This is a genomic window from Ramlibacter ginsenosidimutans (assembly GCF_016654015.1).
Lineage (GTDB): Bacteria > Pseudomonadota > Gammaproteobacteria > Burkholderiales > Burkholderiaceae_C > Ramlibacter > Ramlibacter ginsenosidimutans.
This window is the reverse complement of record NZ_JAEPWM010000002.1, coordinates 80,478-101,665: the sequence shown is the minus strand read 5'-3', so window position 1 is coordinate 101,665 and position 21,188 is coordinate 80,478. Positions and strand designations below refer to the sequence as shown.

15 protein-coding genes are annotated in these 21,188 nt (G+C 68.7%); 8 read left to right on the top strand and 7 right to left on the bottom strand.

What is annotated here, in order from left to right; translation table 11 throughout:
- The first annotated feature begins 102 nt into the window (after positions 1-102).
- On the top strand, positions 103-609 hold the full coding sequence (locus JJB11_RS06380; RefSeq protein WP_201167361.1) for a pilin: 507 nt from the start codon (positions 103-105) through the stop codon (positions 607-609).
- 308 nt (positions 610-917) lie between these two features.
- Here the strand turns inward: JJB11_RS06380 and JJB11_RS06375 are convergent, their stop codons facing one another.
- Complete coding sequence (locus JJB11_RS06375; RefSeq protein ID WP_201167359.1) at positions 918-5,723, bottom strand: NAD-glutamate dehydrogenase; 4,806 nt, start codon at positions 5,721-5,723, stop codon at positions 918-920.
- 208 nt (positions 5,724-5,931) lie between these two features.
- Between JJB11_RS06375 and JJB11_RS06370 the strand changes: the two genes are divergently transcribed.
- The 3 genes from JJB11_RS06370 (at position 5,932) to JJB11_RS06360 (ending at position 9,343) form a co-directional block, all read left to right on the top strand.
- Positions 5,932-8,241 carry an NADP-dependent malic enzyme gene (locus JJB11_RS06370; protein ID WP_201167357.1) on the top strand — a complete coding sequence of 770 codons (2,310 nt, stop codon included), beginning with the start codon at positions 5,932-5,934 and terminating at the stop codon, positions 8,239-8,241.
- 218 nt (positions 8,242-8,459) lie between these two features.
- Complete coding sequence (locus JJB11_RS06365; RefSeq protein WP_201167355.1) at positions 8,460-8,864, top strand: guanyl-specific ribonuclease; 405 nt, start codon at positions 8,460-8,462, stop codon at positions 8,862-8,864.
- 50 nt (positions 8,865-8,914) lie between these two features.
- On the top strand, positions 8,915-9,343 hold the full coding sequence (locus JJB11_RS06360; RefSeq protein ID WP_201169003.1) for a barstar family protein: 429 nt from the start codon (positions 8,915-8,917) through the stop codon (positions 9,341-9,343).
- A 281-nt stretch (positions 9,344-9,624) separates the two neighbouring features.
- Here JJB11_RS06360 and rsmA read toward each other — a convergent pair whose 3' ends face one another.
- The 3 genes from rsmA to JJB11_RS06340 are packed head-to-tail and all read right to left on the bottom strand — an operon-like array spanning position 9,625 to position 14,186.
- Positions 9,625-10,404 carry a 16S rRNA (adenine(1518)-N(6)/adenine(1519)-N(6))-dimethyltransferase RsmA gene (gene rsmA / locus JJB11_RS06350; protein ID WP_201167353.1) on the bottom strand — a complete coding sequence of 260 codons (780 nt, stop codon included), beginning with the start codon at positions 10,402-10,404 and terminating at the stop codon, positions 9,625-9,627.
- Entirely contained in the window at positions 10,401-11,771 is a 1,371-nt protein-coding gene (locus JJB11_RS06345) for a peptidylprolyl isomerase (RefSeq protein ID WP_201167351.1), read from the bottom strand. The genes rsmA and JJB11_RS06345 overlap by 4 nt, the downstream gene beginning before the upstream one ends.
- A 12-nt stretch (positions 11,772-11,783) precedes the next feature.
- Positions 11,784-14,186, bottom strand: a complete 2,403-nt coding sequence (locus JJB11_RS06340) for an LPS-assembly protein LptD (RefSeq protein ID WP_201167348.1) — start codon at positions 14,184-14,186, stop codon at positions 11,784-11,786.
- Between the two features lie 62 nt (positions 14,187-14,248).
- Here JJB11_RS06340 and JJB11_RS06335 point away from each other — a divergent pair, with 62 nt between their 5' ends.
- From JJB11_RS06335 to JJB11_RS06325, 3 genes are read left to right on the top strand one after another with little or no spacing between them, the layout of a single operon-like run.
- Positions 14,249-15,325 (top strand): aminoglycoside phosphotransferase family protein, encoded by a 1,077-nt coding sequence (locus JJB11_RS06335; RefSeq protein ID WP_201167346.1) that lies wholly within the window; start codon positions 14,249-14,251, stop codon positions 15,323-15,325.
- A 5-nt stretch (positions 15,326-15,330) separates the two neighbouring features.
- Positions 15,331-16,047, top strand: a complete 717-nt coding sequence (locus JJB11_RS06330; RefSeq protein WP_201167343.1) for a 16S rRNA (uracil(1498)-N(3))-methyltransferase — start codon at positions 15,331-15,333, stop codon at positions 16,045-16,047.
- Positions 16,044-17,216, top strand: coding sequence for an MFS transporter (locus JJB11_RS06325; protein ID WP_201167340.1), 1,173 nt, complete (start codon positions 16,044-16,046; stop codon positions 17,214-17,216). Before JJB11_RS06330 ends, JJB11_RS06325 begins: the two co-directional genes overlap by 4 nt.
- On the opposite strand, the gene JJB11_RS06320 is transcribed toward JJB11_RS06325, so the two are convergent.
- Together JJB11_RS06320 and JJB11_RS06315 are read right to left on the bottom strand one after the other, a co-directional pair.
- Positions 17,188-18,036: an alpha/beta hydrolase gene (locus JJB11_RS06320; protein WP_201167337.1), complete on the bottom strand. Its 849-nt coding sequence runs from the start codon at positions 18,034-18,036 to the stop codon at positions 17,188-17,190. The two genes, JJB11_RS06325 and JJB11_RS06320, sit on opposite strands and share 29 nt — an antisense overlap.
- Positions 18,037-18,120: 84 nt before the next feature.
- Positions 18,121-19,593, bottom strand: coding sequence for a M20 family metallopeptidase (locus tag JJB11_RS06315; RefSeq protein ID WP_201167334.1), 1,473 nt, complete (start codon positions 19,591-19,593; stop codon positions 18,121-18,123).
- Positions 19,594-19,684: 91 nt separating this feature from the next.
- Between JJB11_RS06315 and JJB11_RS06310 the strand changes: the two genes are divergently transcribed.
- Entirely contained in the window at positions 19,685-20,482 is a 798-nt protein-coding gene (locus JJB11_RS06310) for a DUF72 domain-containing protein (protein ID WP_201167331.1), read from the top strand.
- Between the two features lie 84 nt (positions 20,483-20,566).
- Here the strand turns inward: JJB11_RS06310 and JJB11_RS06305 are convergent, their stop codons facing one another.
- Positions 20,567-21,154 (bottom strand): IMPACT family protein, encoded by a 588-nt coding sequence (locus tag JJB11_RS06305; protein ID WP_201167328.1) that lies wholly within the window; start codon positions 21,152-21,154, stop codon positions 20,567-20,569.
- Positions 21,155-21,188: the final 34 nt, after the last annotated feature.

Below are 21,188 nucleotides of genomic sequence, written 5' to 3'. Positions count from 1 at the left end.
AGAAGCTGACATTCGCGTCAGCCCGAAGTATGCTCATGCGAATTAATTCACGGGTTGGCTGGTGGCACGGCGCTTGCCTACTGACCCATGAGGGAAACACCCATGAGACGTTCGCGCCAACAGTCCGGCTTCACCCTGGTGGAGTTGATCGTCACCGTGTGCATCGCGGCCGTCCTGGCATCGATCGCCATGGCGCAGATGCGCGACTACACCCGGCGTGCCCGGGTGTCCGAGGTCGTGATGGCCGCCAGCCAGTGCAAGAACATGGTCTCGGAGAGCTATCCCACGCTAGACAGCATGCCGCCGCCCGGGGGATGGGGTTGCGAAGGCACCGGCGGCGCGACGGAGTACGCCGGCGGCGTCCAGACCTCGTCGAATGGCGTCATCCGCATCGCGATCACCAACCTCGACAGCAGCATGAACGGGCGCTTCGTCTACATGGTGCCGGCGAAGGCGGACAGTACGACGGCCATGACGACGCCGGCCGATCTCGGCACCAGCGTGCACGGCTGGATCTGCGGCTCGGACCTGAGCTTCGTGCGCAATGCCCTGCCGGCCAACTGTCGCTCGGACACCACCACCTTCTCGACCGAAGCGTTCGGCCCCTGATCCGGGCGGCTTCGCGCCGCGACCCGTGTGCTTCTACCCGCCACCCGCGCGGTGGCCCAAGGTGAACGCTTCCTCGAACACGGAATAAGCTGCCCAGTCACTGTGGGTGAAGCGCAGGCGCCGCTCTCCGGCGGCGCCGGCAGCCTGCGCAGTGCGCCCGGAACCGGGACCGGCGTCGCGTGCCCATAGCGGGTGACCGCTATGCGCGTGAGCAGTCGCGGCAGCTCCGGGTGCGGCACGGAGAGTTCACCGACGATGCGCCCCCGCCCGTGCCCGACCGTCGGTGCCACCTGCGGCTGCCCAGTGCGTCACACGAGGTTGCGCAATTCGCGCAAGGCGACCGACAGCATCGCCAGGTCGCCCGTTTGCGTGTCCTGCATGTCCAGCAGCAGGCGGTGGGCGCGTTCGAGCGCCTGGCGGTTGCCCTGTTCCCAGCGGTCCAGCACCGCGCGCGCGTCGCCGTCCGCATGGCGCAGCGCTTGCTGCGCGATCGAGCGCTGCAGGTCCACCAGGTCGTCGGTGAGGGCGAGCTTGGCCAGGCCCTGCCAGTAGCTCTCCGCGGGCAGTTGCTCGATCTGCTGGCGCATGCGCTCGAGGCCCAGGCGCTGCCCCACCCCCGCATGCACCTGCGCGGTGAGCTCCAGCGGCCGTTGCGCGTCGGCCGCGGTTTCCGCGATGTCCAGGGCGGAATAGAGGCGTTCGCTGCCGTCCACCAGCGTCGCGAGTTCCGGCGGCACGCCGCTCTCGATCCAGTTCTCCGCTCGCGGCGAGCGCAGGCCCGCGGCGGCATCGTGCGCACGCAGCGCCTGCACGGCGGGTGCGAAGCGGGCCACCTGTTGCTGCGTGGGCTCCGCCAGCCGACGCGAACGCAGGAACCAGGTGGTCGCGCGGCTGATCAGCCCGCGCAGCGCCAGCACCATCTCCGCCTGCGTCGCATCGGGCACGCGATTGTCCAGCGCCTCGATCTGCTGCCACAGCGGCACCAGTCCGAACACCTCGCGACTGGCGAGATACGCGCGCACCACCTGCGGCGGAGTGGCGCCCGTGATCTCGCCAAGCCGGTGCACGAAGGTCGGTCCGACCCGGTTCACCATGCTGTTCACGACATGCGTCACGATGATCTCGCGCCGCAGGGGATGGCGCGGGATGTACGCGGCGAACTTGTCCTTCAGCTGCGCGGGGAAGTAGCGCTCCAGCGCCGTGGCGATCCAGGGATCTTCCGGCAGGTCGGAGGCGATCAGCTGCCCGTCGAGCCACATCTTGCCGTACGCGAGCAGCACGGCGCGCTCGGGGCTGGTAAGGCCCAGGCCCTTGGCCTTGCGTTCCACGATGGTCTCGTCCGAAGGCAGGAATTCGATCGCGCGATCGAGCTCGCCCTCTTTTTCCAGGAAGCGGATGAAGCGCGCCTGCTCTTCGAGCTGGCGCGGCGCGATGCGCCCGCCCACCGAGAGCTCCTGGGTCTGGAAGTAGTTGTCGCGCAGCACCAGGGCCGCGATCTCGTCGGTCATCTGCGGCAGCAGCTGGTCGCGCTGCTTCTGCGTGAGCTCGCCGTCCGATTGCGCGATGCCCAGCAGGATCTTGATGTTCACCTCGTGGTCGGACGTGTCCACGCCCGCGGAGTTGTCGATCGCGTCCGTGTTGATCTTCACGCCCTTCAAGGCCGCCTCGATGCGCCCGCGCTGGGTGAAGCCCAGGTTGCCGCCCTCGGCCACCACCTTGCATCGCAGTTGCGCGCCGTCGATGCGGACCGCGTCGTTGGCACGGTCGCCCACCTGCGCGTTCGATTCGCCCGAGGCCTTCACGTAGGTGCCGATGCCCCCGTTGTAGAGGAGGTCCGCTGGCGCCTGCAGGATCGCGTGCACGAGTTCCGCGGGCGTGAGTTGCACCGCTTCGATGCCCAACGCGGCACGCGCCTGCGGCGACAGCGTGATGGACTTTTCCGAGCGCGACCACACGCCGCCCCCCGCGGAGATCAGGGAGGTGTCGTAATCGCCCCAGGAGGAGCGGGGCAGTTGGAACAGGCGCTCGCGCTCGGCGACGGAGCGCTGCGTGTCCGGATCGGGGTCGATGAAGATGTGCCTGTGGTCGAAGGCGGCCAGCAGCCGGATGTGCTTCGAGAGCAGCATGCCGTTGCCGAACACGTCGCCCGACATGTCGCCGATGCCGACGACACTGAAGTCGGTGGTCTGCGTGTCGAGGCCCAGCTCGCGGAAGTGGCGCTTGACGCTCTCCCACGCACCGCGCGCCGTGATGCCCATCGCCTTGTGGTCGTAGCCCTTGCTGCCGCCGGAGGCGAAGGCGTCGCCGAGCCAGAATCCGTATTCCGCGCTGATGCCGTTGGCGTAGTCCGAGAAGGTGGCCGTGCCCTTGTCGGCCGCGACCACGAGGTAGGGATCGTCGCCATCGATGCGGACCACCTGCGGCGGCGGCACCACCTTGCCGTTCACCAGGTTGTCGGTGAGATCCAGCAGCGCGCGCAGGTAGTCCTGGTAGCAGGCCACGCCCTCCTTCATGAAGGCCTCGCGGTCGCTGGCGGGCGGCGCTTTCTTCAGCACGAAGCCGCCCTTGGAGCCCACCGGCACGATCACGGTGTTCTTCACCATCTGCGCCTTGACCAGGCCCAGCACCTCGGTGCGGAAGTCGTCGGGGCGGTCGGACCAGCGCAGGCCGCCTCGCGCCACCTTGCCGCCACGCAGGTGGATGCCCTCGAAGCGCGGCGCGTACACCCAGATCTCGTACAGCGGCCGCGGCTGCGGCAGCCCGGGCACCTGGTGCGAGTCGAGCTTGAAACTGAGGAAGGCGCGCCGCGGGCCGGGCTCGCCGCTCGCGCCTACGCCCGTGCGCCAGTAGTTCGTGCGCAGCGTCGCCTGCACCAGTGCCAGCAACTGGCGCAGCACGCGGTCTTCGGACAGGTTGCTCACCTTGTCCAGGGCTTGGCCGAGCGCGTTCACCTGCGCGGTGGCGCCGGCCTCGTCGTGCGTCTTCGGATCGAAGCGCAGCCGGAACAGCGACACCAGCATGCGCGCGATCCGCGGCTGCGCGGCCAGCGTCGCGGCGATCGTGGCCTGCGACTGCGCGAAGCCGATCTGCTGCAGGTAGCGCGCATAGGCGCGCAGCACCACGATTTCCTCCGCGGAGAGCGCAGCCAGCAGCACCAGCCGGTTGAAGTCGTCGTTCTCCACCTCGCCGCGGAACACGCGCGCGAACGCATCCTCGAACAGGCGGGCGAGGGCCTGCGGATCGACCTCCTCGTTCGGCTGCGCCTCCAGGGCGAAGTCGTGCAGGTACATGGGCGCGCCGGTGCCCACCTCGATGCGGTGGTTGTCCTCGGCCAGCACGCGCACGCCCATGCGCTCCAGCATGGGCAGGCTGTCGGACAGCACCACCGGCGCGCCGAGCCGGTACACCTTCAGTCCCAGGCGACCCTCGGGCGCACCGAGCGGCCAGTAGAGCGCCAGCGCCAGCGGCTGTTCCTCTGTGAGGGACTCCAGCTTGCGGATGTCGTGCACGGCGGCGCGCACCGTCACGCGTTCCCGGTAGGCGACGGGGAACGCGGCGCTCCAGCGGCGGTCCATCTCGAGTCCACGCGCTTCGCCCTCGGCCTCGACCAGGGCGTCGCGCAGCTCGTCTTCCCAGCGGCGCGCGACCGTGGCCAGCCTGCGCTCCAGGTCCTTGCGGTCGATCGCCGGCATGGGATGCGGCGCCACGCGCACGGTGAAGTGGATGCGCGCGAGCTGGGTGCCGGAGAGCAGCACGTCGAAGTCGATGTGCGTGCCATCCAGCTGCTGCATCAGGATGCGCTGGAACTTCAGGCGCAGCTGCGTGGAGAAGCTCTCGCGCGGCACGAACACCAGGAACGAGACGAAGCGCTGGAAGCGGTCTTGCCACATGAAGAGGCGCACGCGATGGCGCTCGCCCACCGCGAGAATGCCGGTGGCCGTGTCGAACAGTTCGTCCTCGGGGATCTGGAACAGGTCGTCGCGCGGGAATGTCTCCAGCGTATGCTCCAGCGCCTTGGCGAGGTGGCCGGCGGGCGCATAGCCGGCGCGCTTTGCGACCGCTTCGACCTTGCGCCGCAGCAGCGGCACTTCGGCCACGCGCGCCGCGTAGGCGCTGGAAGTGAAGAGGCCGATGAAGCGGTCCTCGCCCAGCACCTTGCCCTGCGCGTCGAAGCGCTTGACGCCGATGTAGTCGGTGTAGCCATCCCTGTGCACGGTCGAGCGCGTATTCGCCTTGGTGACCGTGAGCGGCGGCGAAGGTGTGCGCGCCAACGCCCGCGCCTGCGGCGGCAGCGCCGCGAAGCTGGCGGACTGCTCGCCGTGGCCCTCGCGCAGCAAACCCAGCCCGCTGCCCGGCACCACCTGCAGCGCCAGTTCGCCGTCCCGCTCGACCAGGTCATGCCGGCGGTACCCCAGCAGGGTGAAATGGTCGTCGGCCAGCCACTGCAGGAAGGCACGGCTCTCGGCGGCCTCCTCGGGGGCTAGGCCGGGAGGCGGCGAGGCGAGCTCCTGCTGCGCCTCGTCCAGCCGCGCGACCATGGCTTTCCAGTCGGTGACTGCGGCGCGCACGTCGGCCAGCACGCGCTCGATGCCGTGGCACAGCGCGGCGCGCTGTTCCGCATCCACCATGCGATCGACCTCGATGTACATCCAGGATTCGCGCGGCAGGTCGGGCGCGGCGGACCGCGGCGCGACCGACTGCAGAACGCCTCGGGCATCCCGCTTCACCGCAAAGACCGGATGCACGATGAGGTGGACCACCAGGCCCTGCCGTGCGATCTCCAGCGAGACCGAGTCGACGAGGAAGGGCATGTCGTCGTTGACGACCTGCACGACGCTGTGGCGTGAACCCCAGCCGTCCGCGCCAGGCGAGGGACTGAACACGCGCACCTTGGGCACACCGGGCGTGCGCTGCGAGGCGAACTGCCAGTGCGACAGCAAGGCGCCCAGCAGGTCCTCGGGCGTTCGCTCGTCGAGGTCGTCCAGGTCCACCTGGCGGAAGTATTCTCGCGAGAAGGTATCCAGCGGGACGTCGCCGGTGGATTCGCGGGGGTCTGCCCGCGCGACGACAGCGGCGATCCGCTCCTCGCGCTGGGCTTCGGTGATGGCAGCCATGTGCTTCCTCCTGGGCAGGTGCACTGTACGGTCGCACCGCCGCGCGCGCCAATGCTCTTTGCCGGCAAGGGTATGCGCAACCTGCATGGGCGGGGCGCCAGTCCGCTAGGGTTTCCCCGGCCCCAAGCAGGACGGAGGTCTACAATCCCAGCCTCTTTTCCTTGCAGAACAAGACGCCTGCAGCATCGGCGTCCAGGAGACCCCCGAAATGTCCTCCACTCCGTCCCAGGCCTCCGACAAGCGCGACGAACTGCGCCGCGCGGCGCTCGAGTACCACGAGCATCCGACACCGGGCAAGGTGCAGATCGCGGCGACCAAGCAGCTCGTCAACCAGCATGACCTGTCGCTGGCCTATTCGCCCGGCGTGGCCGCGCCTTGCGAAGAGATCGTCAAGGATCCCACCGCCGCGTTCCGCTACACCGCGCGGGGCAACCTGGTGGCGGTGATCACCAACGGCACGGCGGTGCTCGGGCTGGGCGACATCGGCCCGCTGGCGGCCAAGCCGGTGATGGAAGGCAAGGCGGTCCTGTTCAAGAAGTTCGCCGGCATCGACGTGTTCGACATCGAGATCGCCGAGAAGGACAACCTGGACAAGCTGGTCGACGTGATCGCGGCGCTCGAGCCGACCTTCGGCGGCGTGAACCTCGAGGACATCAAGGCACCGGACTGCTTCTACGTCGAGCGCAAGCTGCGCGAGCGCATGAAGATCCCGGTCTTCCACGACGACCAGCACGGCACGGCCATCGTGGTCGGCGCGGCGATCCTCAACGGCCTGAAGGTGGTGGGCAAGCAGCTGAAGGACGTGAAGCTGGTGACCTCGGGCGCCGGTGCTGCGGCGCTCGCCTGCCTGGGCCTGCTGGTGAAGCTGGGCGTGCCGCGCAAGAACATCTACGTCACGGACCTGGCGGGCGTCGTCTACAAGGGCCGCAAGGAGCTGATGGACGAGGACAAGATCCAGTTCGCGCAGGAGACCTCGGCGCGCACGCTGAGCGAAGTCATCGAGGACGCCGACGTGTTCCTCGGCCTGTCCGCAGGCGGCGTGCTGAAGCCCGAGATGGTGAAGAAGATGGCGGCCCACCCGCTGATCCTCGCGCTGGCGAACCCGAACCCGGAGATCGACCCGGACGTGGCGAAGGCCGCCCGTGCCGATTGCATCATCGCCACCGGCCGCACGGACTACCCGAACCAGGTCAACAACGTCCTGTGCTTCCCGTACATCTTCCGCGGCGCGCTGGATTCCGGCGCGACGACGATCACCATGGAGATGGAAATCGCCGCGGTGCACGCCATCGCCGAGCTCGCGCAGGCGGAGCAGAGCGAAGTGGTGGCCGCGGCCTACGCGGGGCAGCAACTGTCCTTCGGCCCCGAGTACCTGATCCCGAAGCCGTTCGATCCGCGGCTCATGATCAAGATCGCCCCGGCGGTCGCGAAGGCCGCCGAGGAGAGCGGCGTGGCGCTGCGTCCGGTCAAGGACATGGACGCCTACCGCGAGCACCTGCAGACCTTCGTGTATGCCTCCGGCACGACCATGAAGCCGATCTTCACGGCGGCCAAGGCGGCGCCGAAGAAGCGCGTGGCCTTCTGCGAAGGCGAGGAGGAGCGCGTGCTGCGCGCCGCCCAGATCGTCTCGGACGAGGGCGTCGCGCGACCGACGCTGATCGGCCGCTCGAAGATCATTGCGCAGCGCATCGAGAAGTTCGGCCTGCGCCTGCAGGAGGGGCGCGACTACGACGTCGTGAACACCGAGTACGACGAGCGCTACCGCGACTTCTGGCAGACCTACCACCGCATGACCGACCGCAAGGGCATCACGGTGCAGATGGCCAAGATCGAGATGCGCCGGCGCCTCACGCTGATCGGCGCCATGCTGCTGCACAAGGACTATGTCGACGGCATGATCTGCGGCACCTGGGGCACCACCGACATCCACCTGCGCTACATCGACCAAGTGATCGGCAAGCGCCCGGGCTGCAATGTGTATGCCGCCATGAACGGCCTGATGCTGCCGAACCGCCAGGTCTTCCTGGTCGACACGCACGTCAACTACGACCCCACGGCCGGCCAGCTGGCCGAGATCACCGTCATGGCTGCGGAGGAAATGCTGCGCTTCGGCCTCAAGCCCAAGGTTGCACTGCTGAGCCATTCCAACTTCGGCAGCAGCAACCACCCCAGCGCGCAGAAGATGCGCGACACCCTGGACCTGCTGCGCGAGCAGGCGCCGTGGCTCGAGGTCGATGGCGAAATGCATGGCGACATCGCGCTGGACCACCGCGCCCGCGCCCATGTGATGCCGCACAGCACCCTGGCGGGCGACGCGAACCTGCTGGTCCTGCCGAACATCGACGCGGCCAACATCTCCTACAACCTGCTCAAGACCGCCGCCGGCGGCAACATCGCCATCGGCCCGGTGCTGCTGGGCGCGGCCAAGCCGGTGCACATCCTGACCGCCAGCACGACCGTGCGCCGCATCGTCAACGTCGCCGCCCTGACCGTCGCGGACGCCAACGCCGCCCGATGAGCCCATCCACATAAGCCGGCGCTCACTTGTTGAGCGCCGGCCGTGTGTCGGAATGGCCTTTCCCCCTGCCCAAAATTTGGGCGCCGGCTTGCGCGGAAGCCACGCAACTGTCACACTACCGGCCTTGAAGTTTCCGGGTTAACCCGGGGATGAGCAGGACCGGAGCCCGCAGGGGCCCCGGGTGGCGTCCCTTGAAGATCTCTCCAGAAGGTCCGTTCATGGCTCGGTTCGCGGCGATCAAGTTAGTGCTCACCAGCACCTTGGCAGCCGTCGCAATCGGTGCGGCCCCCGCCGTCAACGCGCGGGGCGATTTGGACGGAACGCTCGCCAGCGGATTTGCGACGGTGCACGCCACCGAGCTGCCGCGGCCGGGTCGGGAGACCTACGAACTGATCCGCCTGGGCGGACCGTTTCCGTACGACAAGGACGGCGCGGTGTTCGGCAACCGGGAGCGCCCGCTCCCGATCGAGAAGCGCGGGACCAGCCGCGAACACACCGTGCCGGCGCCAGGATCGCGCGACCGGGGCGCCCGGCGCATCGTGTGCGGAGATCCGCCGGGGATGCCGCATGCCTGTTACTACACCGCTGACCCCTACGCCATTTTTCGCAAGATCGTGGAGTGAACCCCCAAATGAAGCGGGACCTGTTTTTGACCAGAGAGAAAGAAACGGAGATGGAAAAACCACTTCGTCCTGAAATTTCCGAGACGCCCCTCAAGGGTGTCCGGAGCAACATCGTGCAGTCGATCCGCGCGTTCCGCGTGCAGAACCTGCAGGAGACCGCCACCCGCCTCGGCCACCACTTCCTCTACGCCAACCTGGCGACCGCGCAGAGCAAGCAGGACGTGCTGGACATGATCGCCCAGCAGTTCACGCTGCCCGCGAACTTCGGCAAGAACTTCGACGCGCTGTACGACTGCATGACGGACCCCTTGCACAAATCGGGCCCGCAACCAGGCTTCATCGTGGTGCTGGAGCACATCCCGGCCAACGGGAAGTTCGACAAGGAAGCGCGCGAGCAGCTCCTGGACATCTTCCGGGACACCGCAGATTACTGGGCAGACCGGAAAGTCCCATTCCGCTGTTTCTATTCTTTTCGGTAGCCCGTTCCGCGCAACAAGGCCAAGCGGAACGGGCGAACGAGGCCCAGGGCGAACCCGTGCAACAGCCGGTCGCCACCGATGGAGAGAAGATGCCCACGGACAAGATCCTGGACGTATCGCCTCTCGCACTGCGCATGAGCAGCCCCTTCAACGCGGGGTACTGGCTCGCGGCGGCATGAGCCGGTGCAGCAGATAGAAGAAAAGCCGGGCTCGCCCGGCTTTTTTTCGCCCCTTCGTCGAAGCCAGGCATCGGCGGTGCCCGCCACCGGGACGGACCTGCGTCAGCGGGACGCTTGACCGCGCTTCACCTCGGCACACAAGGCCAGGTACTCCGCGACCGGCACTTCCTCCGCCCGCCGCTGCACGTCGAAGGTGCCGGCGAAACCATGTTGCTCCAGCCACTTGCCCAGCGTGTTGCGCAGGATCTTGCGCCGCTGCGAGAAGGCGACCTGCACCAGCTCCGACAGCAGTTCCTCGTCCACCTCCGGAGGCTGCGCATAGGGCACCATGCGCACGACGGCACTGTCGACTTTGGGCGGCGGATCGAAGGCCTCCGGCGGCACCGACAGCACGTTCTCCATGGCGTAGCGCCACTGCAGCATGACGGACAGGCGCCCGTAATCGGAGGTGGCCGGCGCGGCCACCATGCGGTCCACCACTTCCTTCTGCAGCATGAAGTGCTGGTCCTCCACGCGCTGCACGTAGCGCAGCAGCGCGAACAGGATGGGACTGGAGATGTTGTACGGCAGGTTGCCGACGACGCGCAGCTTCGGCACGCCCAGGCGATCGGCCAGCCCGGCGAAGTCCACCTTCAGCACGTCCGACTCGACGACGTCCAGCTGCGGATGCTGCCGCAAGCGCGCGGCAAGATCACGATCGAGTTCGATCACCGTGAGCCTGCCCAGGCGCTCCACCAGCGGCTGCGTCAGAGCCGCGAGCCCGGGACCAATCTCGACCACCGCCTGGCCGGCACGCGGGGCGATCTCGCGCACGATGGCGTCGATCACGCCCGCATCGGCCAGGAAATGCTGGCCGAAGCGCTTGCGCGCAACGTGCTTCACTGCGGCGGCTCGCGCAGCTCCACGTAGGCGCGGCCGCGCACTTCCTGCGTCCAGCGGGCGTAGGCCTCGTCCAGCTTCTTCTCGCGCACGAGGTTGCGCGCCACTTCACGCTGCTCCCTCGGACTGAGCGTGGCCTGGCGCCGCTCGATCAGCTGGATCAGGTGAACGCCGAAGCGGGTGGTGATCGGGTCGGAGATCTGGCCGGGCTGCAGTGAATCCAGCACCTCATCGAACTCCGGGACGAACATCCCCGCGCTCGCCCAGCCCAGGTCGCCGCCGTTCTTGGCACTGGCGTCCTGCGAGTTCTCCCGCGCCAGCGTCGCGAAGTCGGCCTGCCCCGCCAGGATGCGGCGCTTGAAGTCGGCGAGCTTCTGGCGCGCCTGGGCCTCCGACATCTGCGCGTTCGGTCGCAGCAGGATGTGCCGCGCATGCGATTGCGTGACGCTCATGCCGGCCTTGCTCGCTGCGCGTTTCTCCAGCACCTTGACGATGTGGAAGCCCGCCTGCGAGCGCAGCACGTCGCTGACGCCGCCTTGCGGCAGGTTGCTTGCGGCCTGCACGAACAGCGGCGGCAGCCGGTCGGCCGGACGCAGCCCCAGCACGCCGCCGTTCTGCGCCGCGCCGGCCGCATCGGATCCCTCGCGCGCGAGCTTGGCGAAGTCCTCGCCCGCGCGCGCGCGCTCCAGCAGCTTGTCCGCCTTCGCCTTGGCCTGCGCCACCTGCTCCGGCGTCGCGTTCTCCGGCACGGCGACCAGGATGTGCGCGAGATTCATCTCCACCAGCGCCGGATCGGGGGCGTTCTGCTGGTCGCGCAGGTACTCGTCCACGTCCAGCTCGGTCACCTTGGCGCGGGACTGCAGTTCGCGGTCGCGCACGCGCTGCAGCAGGATCTGGTTGCGCAGGTCGTCGCGGAACTGCGCGGGGCTGAGCCCCTCGGCGACCACGCGCCGGCGCAATTCGTTGACGTCGATGTTGTTCTGGCGGGCGACGGTCTGCTCCGCCTGGTCCACGGTGGCATCGTCGACCTTGATGCCGGTCTCCCGCGCCACCTGCAGCTGCGCCTTCTCGGTGATCAGGCGGTCCAGCACTTCGCGCGCGAGCTGCGCCCGCGGCGGCAGGGGGGAGCCCTGGGCGGCGAGCTGCTGCTCGTAGCGCACCATGCGCCGCCGCACTTCGTTGTTGGTGATCGGCTCGGAGTTCACCACTGCGACGATGTAGTCCGCCGGCTGCGGACCGGCGTCGGCACGCGGGATCGTGCGGACACCGATCTGCGGCGTGGAGCGCAGGCCTTGGCCGGCGGCCGGAAGGGCGACGCCAGCGGCGAGACCCGCGCAGGCCAACGCCAGCGCCAGAAAACGAGAATTCATCGTGCTTGCACTCTAATCGTAATTGCTGAAGCGGCTCGGGGTGGTCACGCGCTCCCGCAGGAACTGGTAGCGGGGGATATTTTGCTTGAGCGTCTGCAGCGGGTTCGAGCCGAGCCGGGCGAAGCCCACGAACTCGATCTGGAACAGGATCCGCTTGTTGATCGCGGTGCCGGCCTGCATCCGCTCCAGCACGACGCGGCCGATCCAGCAGCCCGCATCGTATTCCAGTCCGGCGATCCCATCGACCAGCGCGGCATCCCGCACGCTGTAGTTCAGCCGGCCCACGCTGTACCAGCGGCCCTCGCCCTGGCCGCGTCCCGCCCCGAGGTCCTGGCCCTTGTCGCCCCAAAGGTCGTTGATCGGCCATTGCCAGCCGATGTCCCACTGCTCGCTGATCCCCTGCTGGCGGCGGTAGGCCACGCTCAGTACGCGATAGCTGCCCGGGTTGTAGCGCACGCCCACCGTGGACCGCACGGACTGGCTCGCCTTGAAGTTGTACTGCATGACCGCATCGGCGCTCCACTTCGGCGAGTACGCGAGCGACGCGCCAAACAGGACGTCGGACAGCCGTTCGCTGATCGGCGTGGTCTGCCCGGGCACGACGACGTGCTGGTCGGAGAAGCGGTAGCGCTGCGCGACGGCGAAGCGCGCCGCTTCCGCCCCGGTGTCCGGATCGAGGAAGCGCGTGTTGGCGCCGACGGTGAGCAGGTTGTTGTCGGCGATGCGGTCGTTGCCGCCGTACTGGTTCTCCGAGAAGATCGTCGCGGCGTTGAAATCGAGCGGCGCGGAGTCGTAGTTCGGCAGGTAGTTCTGGTCGCGGAAGGGCGTATAGACGTAGAAGGCGCGCGGCTCCAGCGTCTGCACGAAGTTGCGGCCGAGAAGACTGACCTTGCGCTCCAGGACCAGTCCGCTGTCCAGGCTGAAGGTCGGCACCGTCACGGCCGCATCGGTCTGCCCGGTGGCCAGCGGCGCGTCGAAGGCGTAGTACCGCGAGTGCACCTGCGCCTTCGGGATCACGAACCAGCCGGGCGCCTGCCAGGGGCGCGCGACCTGCGCCATCAGGTAGCTGCGCTGCGCGTCGGGCTGGGTGACTTCCTGCTGCGTGGGGAAGGTGGTCCGCACGATGTCGGGGATCGCGTGCGTGAAGTGGGTGTAGTCGGCCTCGACGTTCGAGTCGAAACCGCTCCAGAAGTTGTTCTTCCCGTAGCGGGCCGTGAGTTCCGGCGAGCGGTCGTACGGCGGCACGATCGGGCTGGTCGGGTCCTGCAGCGTCTGCCAGCGCTGCACACGCCCGCTCAAGTTCACCGGCCCCCAGTTCCAGCCCAGCGTGCCGTCGTTCGCCAGCAGCCGCTGCGTGAGCGAAGCCGTGCTGCGCGAGAAGTCCTGCCAGTAGTTGTCGTCGCTGACCCGGTTCAGGTTGAGGTTCAGGCTGGTCGCTCCCAGCCCCGGAATGCGCAGCGAATTCTGCGTGTGCTGCGCGGTGAAGCCCCAGCGGTCCCGGTCACGCAGCCGGTCGTTCGGCAGGAAGTCCCCGCGCACGAGCCCCTGGTAGGTGGGCTCGATGTAGCGGAATTCGCCGGCGAGGTCGACGCCGCGCCGCGTCATGAGGGTCGGATAGAGCGTCGCATCCCGGTTGGGCGCGATGTTCCAGTAATAGGGCAGCGTGACTTCCAGGCCGCTGCGGTTGTCCAGGCCGATGGTGGGCGGCAGCAGGCCGGACTTGCGCTTCTCCGACAGCGGAAAGCTCAGGGCCGGCACGGGCAGGATCGGGACGCCCTTGAAGCTCAGGACGGCGGAGCTGGCGCGTCCCACCTCCTCCTCTTCGTCCATGGCGATGGTGGAGGCGCGCAGGATCCAGTCAGGCATCCAGCTCGGGCCGGGCTTGCGCTGGCAAGTCGTGTACGTCGCGTTGCGGATGATCGAGTGCTTGTCGTCGATGAAGTCCACGCGGTCCGCTTCGCCATACGCGTCGTTGGCCAGGAACCGGTAGCGCGGCTGGTTGAAGAAGCCCTGGAAGGTCCCGACCTCCAGCTCCAGCAGCGGCCCTTCGAAGATGTTGCCGGCCTTGTTGATGTGCACGTCCCCGATGGCGCGTGCGACGTCGGTCGCGTTGTTGTATTCCAGGCGCCTGGCACGGATGACGGTGTCGGCGCGGCGCAACTCCGCATGGCCCTCGACGACCGTCTCGAGGTCGGTGCGGCCCTGGATCTGGTCCCCTTCGACGAAGGTCGGCAGTTGCGGGCGGGCCTGCGCGGGAATGCGCTCCTGCAGCAGCGGCGACGTCCTCAGCTTGGGCGAGGTGGCGCCCGCGTCCTGGGCCCGTACCGAAGCCGGCTGCAGCAGCGAGGCCACCACGAGGGCCACCGGCGTCAGGGCAAAGCGGGCGACGGACGCCTTGTTTCTTGGGTGATGCATCGGGTTGGGGAGCCCGGGCGCGATGCGAGCGCGCCACGTTGGATTTGTAGAATCGATTATCCATGAGCGATTCCGCGCCAACCCCCTCCGTGGTCACCTGGAACGACCCCCGGCGCGAAGCCGCGTTCCATGCGTGGCTTGCCAGCGTCGCCCCGGCGCACGGCCTGCAACCCGCCAGCGTCCGCCCTGCGTCGGCGGATGCCAGCTTCCGCCGGTACCTCCGCGTGGATGGGCAGGGCGGCAGCTACATCGTGATGGACGCACCGCCCGACCGCGAGGACTGCGCCCCTTTTGTAAAGGTGGCCGGCCTGATGGCCGCGGCGGGACTGAACGTGCCGCGCGTGCTGGACTGGGACGCCCCGCAAGGTTTCATGCTGCTGGACGACCTGGGCTCGCAAACCATGATCGAAGTGGTGGGCGGCGAGCCCGGCCGCGAAACCCAGGCGCTGTACGGGCGGGCCGTGGATGCCTTGCTGGCCTGGCAGCTCGCTTCCCGCCCGGACGTGCTGCCGGCGTATGACGAAGCACTGCTCGCGCGCGAGCTCGCGCTTTTTCCCGACTGGTACCTGCAGAAGCATCGCGGCGTCGAGCTCACGCCGGCGATGCGCACCACCCTCGACTCGCAGTTCCGCCTGATCATGCAGCGCAACCTCGCGTCGGCGAGCGTGTACGTGCACCGCGACTTCATGCCGCGCAACCTGATGATCCCGCGCGACGCGGCCGAACCGCGGCTGGGCGTGCTGGACTTCCAGGACGCCGTGTACGGCCCGATCACGTACGACATCGCCTGCCTGATGCGCGACGCCTTCCTCAGCTGGGACGAGGAATTCGTCCTGGACATCACGGTGCGCTATTGGGAAAAGGCGCTGAAGGCCGGCCTGCCCGTCGACCCCGACTTCGGCGAGTTCTATCGCGCCGTCGAGTGGATGGGACTGCAGCGGCACCTGAAGGTCGCCGGCATCTTCGCCCGGCTGACGCTGCGCGACGGCAAGCCCAAGTACCTGGCCGATGCACCGCGCTTCATCGGCTACATCCGCGCCACCACGCACCGCTATCGCGAGCTCACGCCGCTCGCGCGCCTGATCGACCAGGTGGAAGGCAGCGATGCCGTGAGCGGATTCGCGTTCGGCCGCGTCTGAGCGCCGTGCCGCGCCTGTACTGCGACCACGCCCTCGTCACCGGCGAGGTGCTGGCGCTTCCGGCCGCGGCGGCCCGGCACGTGCAGGTGCTGCGCCTGCAGCCGGGCGATGCACTCACCGTGTTCGATGGACGCGGCGGCGAGTACGACGCGCTCGTCGAGCACATGGGACGCAGCGAGGTCCGCGTGCGCGTGGGCCAGGGGCACTCGATCGACCGCGAGGCGCCCGTCGCCGTGCACCTGGCGCTCGCCATGCCTGCCAACGAGCGGATGGACTGGCTGGTGGAAAAGGCGACCGAACTCGGCGCCGCATCGATCCAGCCGCTGGTGGCCGAGCGCAGCGTGCTGCGGTTGGCGGGCGAGCGCGCGCAGAAGAAGCAGGCGCACTGGCAGGCGATCGCCATCGCCGCCTGCGAGCAATGCGGCCGCAACCGGGTGCCCCTCGTGCACGCCGTGCAGGGCTTCCCGTCGTGGCTGGCAGCGCAGTCAGCGCCGGGTCGTATCCTCTCGCTCGCGCCCGGCAGCGAACCGCTGGCGCAGCATGCGGGCGCGGGCCCGGTCACCCTCCTGAGCGGCCCCGAGGGCGGGTTCGCCCCCAGCGAAGAAGCCGACGCGTTGCGGCTTGGCTGGCAGCCGGTAAACCTCGGCCCGAGGGTGCTGCGGGCGGAAACCGCACCGCTGGCTGCCCTGGCCCTCCTGACCCTCGCGAAAGGCCTTGCATGAACCGCAATCTCTGGCTGCTGGCCGTCCTGCAGGGCCTCTTCCTCACCAACAACGTCACCTTCATCGCGATCAACGGGCTGGTGGGGCTGGCGCTCGCGCCCTACGGCTGGATGGCCACGCTGCCGGTGATGGGCTACGTGGTGGGCAGCGCGCTGTTCACGGGACCGGTCGGACGGCTGCAGGCGCGCTTCGGGCGCAAGCGCTCGTTCCAGGCCGGCCTGCTCGTGGCGATGCTGTCGGCGCTGCTGTGCGCGCTGGCGGCCAGCACGCGCATGTTCTGGCTGCTGTGCGGCAGCACGCTGCTGGCGGGCTACTACAACGCGAACGCCTCGCTGTACCGCTTCGCCTCGGCGGAACTGGCCCGGCCCGGCATGCGCGAGAAGGCGGTTTCACTGGTCATGGCCGGCGGCCTGCTCGGCGCCGCCATCGGTCCGCGGCTGGCCGCCGGCACGCGCGACTGGTTCGCAGGGCCCTTCGTCGGCGCCTATCTGGCGCTGGCCGTGGTGGCCCTGCTCGCCATGCTCCTGCTCGCGTTCATGGACTTTCCGGCGCCGGTCGTGGCGACGAGTGCGCGTGGCACCGGCCGCAGCGTCGCGCAACTGTTGCGCCAGCCGGCCTTCCTGGTCTCGGCGCTGGCGGGCGCACTGGGTTATGGCGTGATGAACCTGCTGATGGCCGCGACGCCACTGGCGATGCAGCAGTGCGGGCTGCCTTTCGGAGACGCCGCTTTCGTGCTGCAGTGGCACGTCATCGGCATGTTCGCGCCGGGCTTCTTCACCGGACACCTGATCAAGCGCTTCGGCACGCTCCCGGTGATGGCGGTCGGCCTGGCGCTCACGCTCGGGTGCATTTCGATCGCGCTCTCGGGCGTGGCGCTGGAGCAGTTCAGTGTCGCACTGTTCCTGCTGGGCGTCGGCTGGAACTTCCTCTTCACCGGCAGCACGACGGTGTCGCTGACCGCCTATGCGCCGGAGGAGAAGGACCGCGCGCAGGCGGCGCTGAACTTCTTCATCTTCGCCACGCTGGCGTGCACCTCGTTCGCATCCGGCGTGCTGGTGACGACGCAGGGCTGGACCTGGCTGAACGTCGGCTCGCTGCTGCCGGTGGCGATGGTCGGAATCGGGCTGGCGTGGCTGGCGCTCAAAAACGTGCGTCCAGCCACTGCCTGAGGCAGGCGTAGACGGGCTGCGCTTCGCGCTCGTTGAAGATCTCGTGATACATCCCGTCGAAGCGGCGGGCAGTGACGAAGCGCGGCGGAGCACTGGCCGCGAAGAGCTCGCTGCCGCGCGGGTCCACCAGGCGGTCGTCGCCCGCGTACATCAGCAGCGTCGGCACGTTCCACGAGGCCGCGCGCGAGCGCACCAGAGAGCCTTCTTCTTCCAGGAATCTCGCGAGCCGCCCGGAGATGCGGTCGTGCACCCGCGGGTCGTTCAGGTAGGACTGCACCACCCGCGGGTCGTGCGAGAGGAACTGCGGGTTCAGCCCGTTGGGGACGGTCAGGTTGGGCGCGATGCGCGGCACCACGGACATCATGAGGCGCTGTGCCGCATTCAGGCGCATCGCGAGCAGCGGCGAGGACAGCACCAGTGCATCGACGGCGTGCAGCGTGCGGGCGACGAAGCTCGCCGCCACCAGCCCGCCCATGCTGTGCCCCACCAGCACCAGCGGCTTGCCGGGATTGCGCACGCGCGTGCTTTCCACGAGGTCCGCCATGTCGTCGAGCAGCCGATTGGGATGCGGCAGTCCGCCGCGCAGGCCGTCCGACTCGCCATGGCCGTACTGGTCGTAGCTGCGCACCGCGTAGCCCCAGCCATTGAGCACGTGGGCGAAGGCGTCGTAGCGGCCGGCGTGCTCGCCGAGCCCGTGCACGACCAGCGCGACCCCGCGTTGCGGCAGGCCCTCGGGAAGGTACCAGTCCTGCACAGCGAGGTTGTCGCCGTCGCTGGCAGTGAAGGTGGATAAAGTGGACTCGGCGCCAGCGTGACTCATCGCGCGGCAATCATCGCTGAGGCGAACCGCGTGTCAATGGCCTGTTAGGCGTACGAGCTCCGGGGCGGACAACCGGCATGGGCCTCAAGGCATGCGTGCCATCACTTCCGCCACAGCGGCCGTCAGCCGTTTGGCGTAGGGCACGTGCAGGAACTCGTTCGGGCCGTGCGCATTGCTGCGCGGGCCGAGCACGCCGCACACCATCATCTGTGCCTGCGGAAAACCCTGGCTCAGCATGTTCATGAGCGGGATCGTTCCGCCCTGTCCGATGTAGCCCACCGGCGCACCGAAGTGCGCCAGCGAGGCGGCGTCCAGTGCCTGCTCGAACCACGGCGTGGTCGGCGGCGCATTCCAGCCGGACGCCGCGCCGCCGCCCTCGAAGGTGACCTTCGCCTGGTACGGCGCGTTGTCCTCCAGCAAGGCCTTGAGCTCCTGCACGGCCGCGGCCGCATCGACCGGCGGCGGCAAGCGCAGGGATAGCTTGAACGCGGTGTACGGACGCAGCACGTTGCCCGCGTCGCGCAGGGCCGGAAAGCCTTCGGCGCCCACCACCGACAGTGTCGGGGTCCAGGTGCGGTTGAGGAGGGCCTGCACGGGGTCGGTCGTCGTGGGCAGCGCAGTCTGCGTGGAGCCGTTGCAGTCCGCATGCGCCCAGGGGAAGCGCTTGTACACCTCGTCGCCCAGGATGGCGGCGGTGGCCTTCGCTTGCGCGAGCCGGTCCGCCGGCACTTCGCAATGGAAGCTGGCCGGCAGCAGCCGCCCGGTCTTGCTGTCCTCCAGCCGGTCGAGCACCTGCCGCATGATGCGGAAGCTCGAAGGCACCAGGCCCGAAGCGTCGCCGGAGTGGATGCCTTCCGTGAGGATCTCCACTTTCAGCACGCCGCCCGCGAGTCCGCGCAGCGAGGTGGTGAGCCACAGCTGGTCGTAGTTGCCCGCGCCCGAGTCGAGGCAGATCACCAGGCCTACGTCGCCCAGCCGCGGCCGCAGCGCGTCCACGTAGGGCAGCAGGTCGTAGGAGCCCGACTCCTCGCAGGTCTCGACCAGGCCGACGATGCGCGGATGCGGCTTGCCCTGCGCCTTCAGCGCCTGGATGGCCGCGATGCTCGCGTACACCGCATAGCCGTCGTCCGCGCCGCCGCGGCCATAGAGCTTGCCGTCTTCGTACTTCGGCGTCCACGGGCCGAGGTCGCTGCGCCAGCCGGTGAACTCGGGCTGCTTGTCCAGGTGCCCGTACATCAGCACGGTCTGCTGCGCGCCGGGCTTGGTGCCCTCCACTTCGAAGAACAGCACCGGGGTGCGGCCTTCCAGCCGCACGATTTCGAGCTTGAGGCCTTCGACCTTCTGCGCTTGCACCCAGTCCGCGGCATTGCGCAGCACCGTGTCGATGTAGCCGTGCTGCTGCCACTCGGGATCGAAGGCCGGCGACTTGGCGGGAATGGCGACGTAGTCGGTGAGCTGGCGCAGGATGTCGCCATCCCACTGGCGCGTTACCTGGTCCAGGGCGCGCGCGCTGTCGAGAACGGTGGCGGGGAGTTCGCGGTGGAGTGGGGCGTTCATGTCGGAAACAGATGCTAGGGGCTAGGGGGCTGCGGGCTGGGGGGCTAGGCAGAACTGTACGCGCGCGCGCTTCGCTGGGCTAGCATGATGCATGGAAGTCCCCGGCCCCGCCCATCCTGCCGCTCTGCTTTATCCGCGCATCCACGTCGGTGTCGGCGGCTGGACCTTCGAACCGTGGCGTGACAACTTCTATCCGGCCGGCTTGCCGCACAGCCGCGAACTGCACTACGCGAGCCGCCAGCTCACGGCCATCGAGGTGAACGGCACCTTCTACAGCAGCTTCCAGCCCGACACCTTCGCGAAATGGCGCGACCAGGTCCCGGCGGGCTTCGTGTTCAGCCTCAAGGCGCACCGCTTCACGACCCACCGCAAGGACATGGGTACGGCCGCCGAAGGGGTGCAGCGCTTCGTGGGCAGCGGCATCGCGGAGCTGGGCGACAAGCTCGGCCCCTTGCTCTGGCAGTTCATGCCCACCAAGGCATTCGTGCCGGAGGAAGTCGACGCGTTCCTGCGCCTGCTGCCTCGCGAAGTGCAGGGCCGGCCGTTGCGCCACGTGCTGGACGTGCGCCATCCCAGCTTCGCATGCGAGGCCTACCTGGAGCTGCTCGCGCGCCACGACTGCACGACCGTGTACACCGACGCGCCGAAGTTCCCGGCCATTCCGCACGCACGTAGCGGGCTCGCCTACCTGCGCCTGATGCGCAGCGAAGCCGATTGCGCGACCGGTTACGCCCCCGATGCGCTGCGGCCGTGGGTGCAGGGCACGCGCGAGTGGGTGGAGACGGACCCGGCGCGCGAGGCGTACGTGTTCTTCATCAATGGCGCGAAGGAGCGTGCGCCGGCGGCGGCGATGGAGTTCCTGCAACAGCTGGTCCGGACGCCCGAGTGACCGTAGGATGTCGGTGAGCGCAGCGAACCCCAGCGATCCAGCGCGGCGCAGCAAGCTGGGGTTCGCCTGCGGCTCACCGCCAGCCTACGCCTCCAGCCACTGCAGTTGCCCGTGGCCGCCCTCGTTCAGCCGGCCCTGCAACCCGCCTGCTGCGTCTTCGGTGACCGTGAACGCGATCTCCACCATCTCTGCGTGCATCACCTCGCCGAGCGCGGCGCCGGCGTCTTGCAGCTCGCGCCGCACCCACCCCTCCAGCGCGTACGGCACACGGCATGCGAACGCCAGCGTCCTCTGCAGGGGCAGCTTCTCTGCCCCGAGCAGTGCCTGCGCCACCGCGTCCGTGTACGCGCGCACCAGCCCGCCCGCGCCCAGCTTGACTCCGCCGAAGTAGCGCACGACGGTGGCCAGGACGCCTTCGAGCTGTTGATGCCGCAGCACTTCGAGCATGGGGCGTCCCGCGGTTCCACTGGGCTCGCCGTCGTCCTGCGCCGCCGACTGGCCGCCGGCGAGCAGGGCCCAGCAGACGTGGGCCGCGCCGGGATGCGCGGTCCGCAGCGCCGCCACGATCTCCTGCGCCTGCGCCCGTCCGGACACCGGCTGCACGCAGGCGAGGAAGCGGCTCTTCCTGATCACGAGCTCGCTTTCGACCTTGTGCGCGAGGGTCAGGGCCATGGCGCGAACCTGGCGCAGCGCAATGCGTCCGCGC

Coding starts and splice junctions, on each gene's coding strand:
- JJB11_RS06365 (WP_201167355.1), top strand. CDS start 8,460: ATGGCTCGGTTCGCGGCGATCAAGTTAGTGCTCACCAGCACCTTGGCA.
- JJB11_RS06315 (WP_201167334.1), bottom strand. CDS start 19,593: ATGAACGCCCCACTCCACCGCGAACTCCCCGCCACCGTTCTCGACAGC.
- JJB11_RS06305 (WP_201167328.1), bottom strand. CDS start 21,154: ATGGCCCTGACCCTCGCGCACAAGGTCGAAAGCGAGCTCGTGATCAGG.
- JJB11_RS06325 (WP_201167340.1), top strand. CDS start 16,044: ATGAACCGCAATCTCTGGCTGCTGGCCGTCCTGCAGGGCCTCTTCCTC.
- JJB11_RS06375 (WP_201167359.1), bottom strand. CDS start 5,723: ATGGCTGCCATCACCGAAGCCCAGCGCGAGGAGCGGATCGCCGCTGTC.
- JJB11_RS06320 (WP_201167337.1), bottom strand. CDS start 18,036: ATGAGTCACGCTGGCGCCGAGTCCACTTTATCCACCTTCACTGCCAGC.
- JJB11_RS06360 (WP_201169003.1), top strand. CDS start 8,915: ATGGAAAAACCACTTCGTCCTGAAATTTCCGAGACGCCCCTCAAGGGT.
- JJB11_RS06335 (WP_201167346.1), top strand. CDS start 14,249: ATGAGCGATTCCGCGCCAACCCCCTCCGTGGTCACCTGGAACGACCCC.
- JJB11_RS06380 (WP_201167361.1), top strand. CDS start 103: ATGAGACGTTCGCGCCAACAGTCCGGCTTCACCCTGGTGGAGTTGATC.
- JJB11_RS06345 (WP_201167351.1), bottom strand. CDS start 11,771: ATGAATTCTCGTTTTCTGGCGCTGGCGTTGGCCTGCGCGGGTCTCGCC.
- JJB11_RS06370 (WP_201167357.1), top strand. CDS start 5,932: ATGTCCTCCACTCCGTCCCAGGCCTCCGACAAGCGCGACGAACTGCGC.
- JJB11_RS06310 (WP_201167331.1), top strand. CDS start 19,685: ATGGAAGTCCCCGGCCCCGCCCATCCTGCCGCTCTGCTTTATCCGCGC.
- JJB11_RS06340 (WP_201167348.1), bottom strand. CDS start 14,186: ATGCATCACCCAAGAAACAAGGCGTCCGTCGCCCGCTTTGCCCTGACG.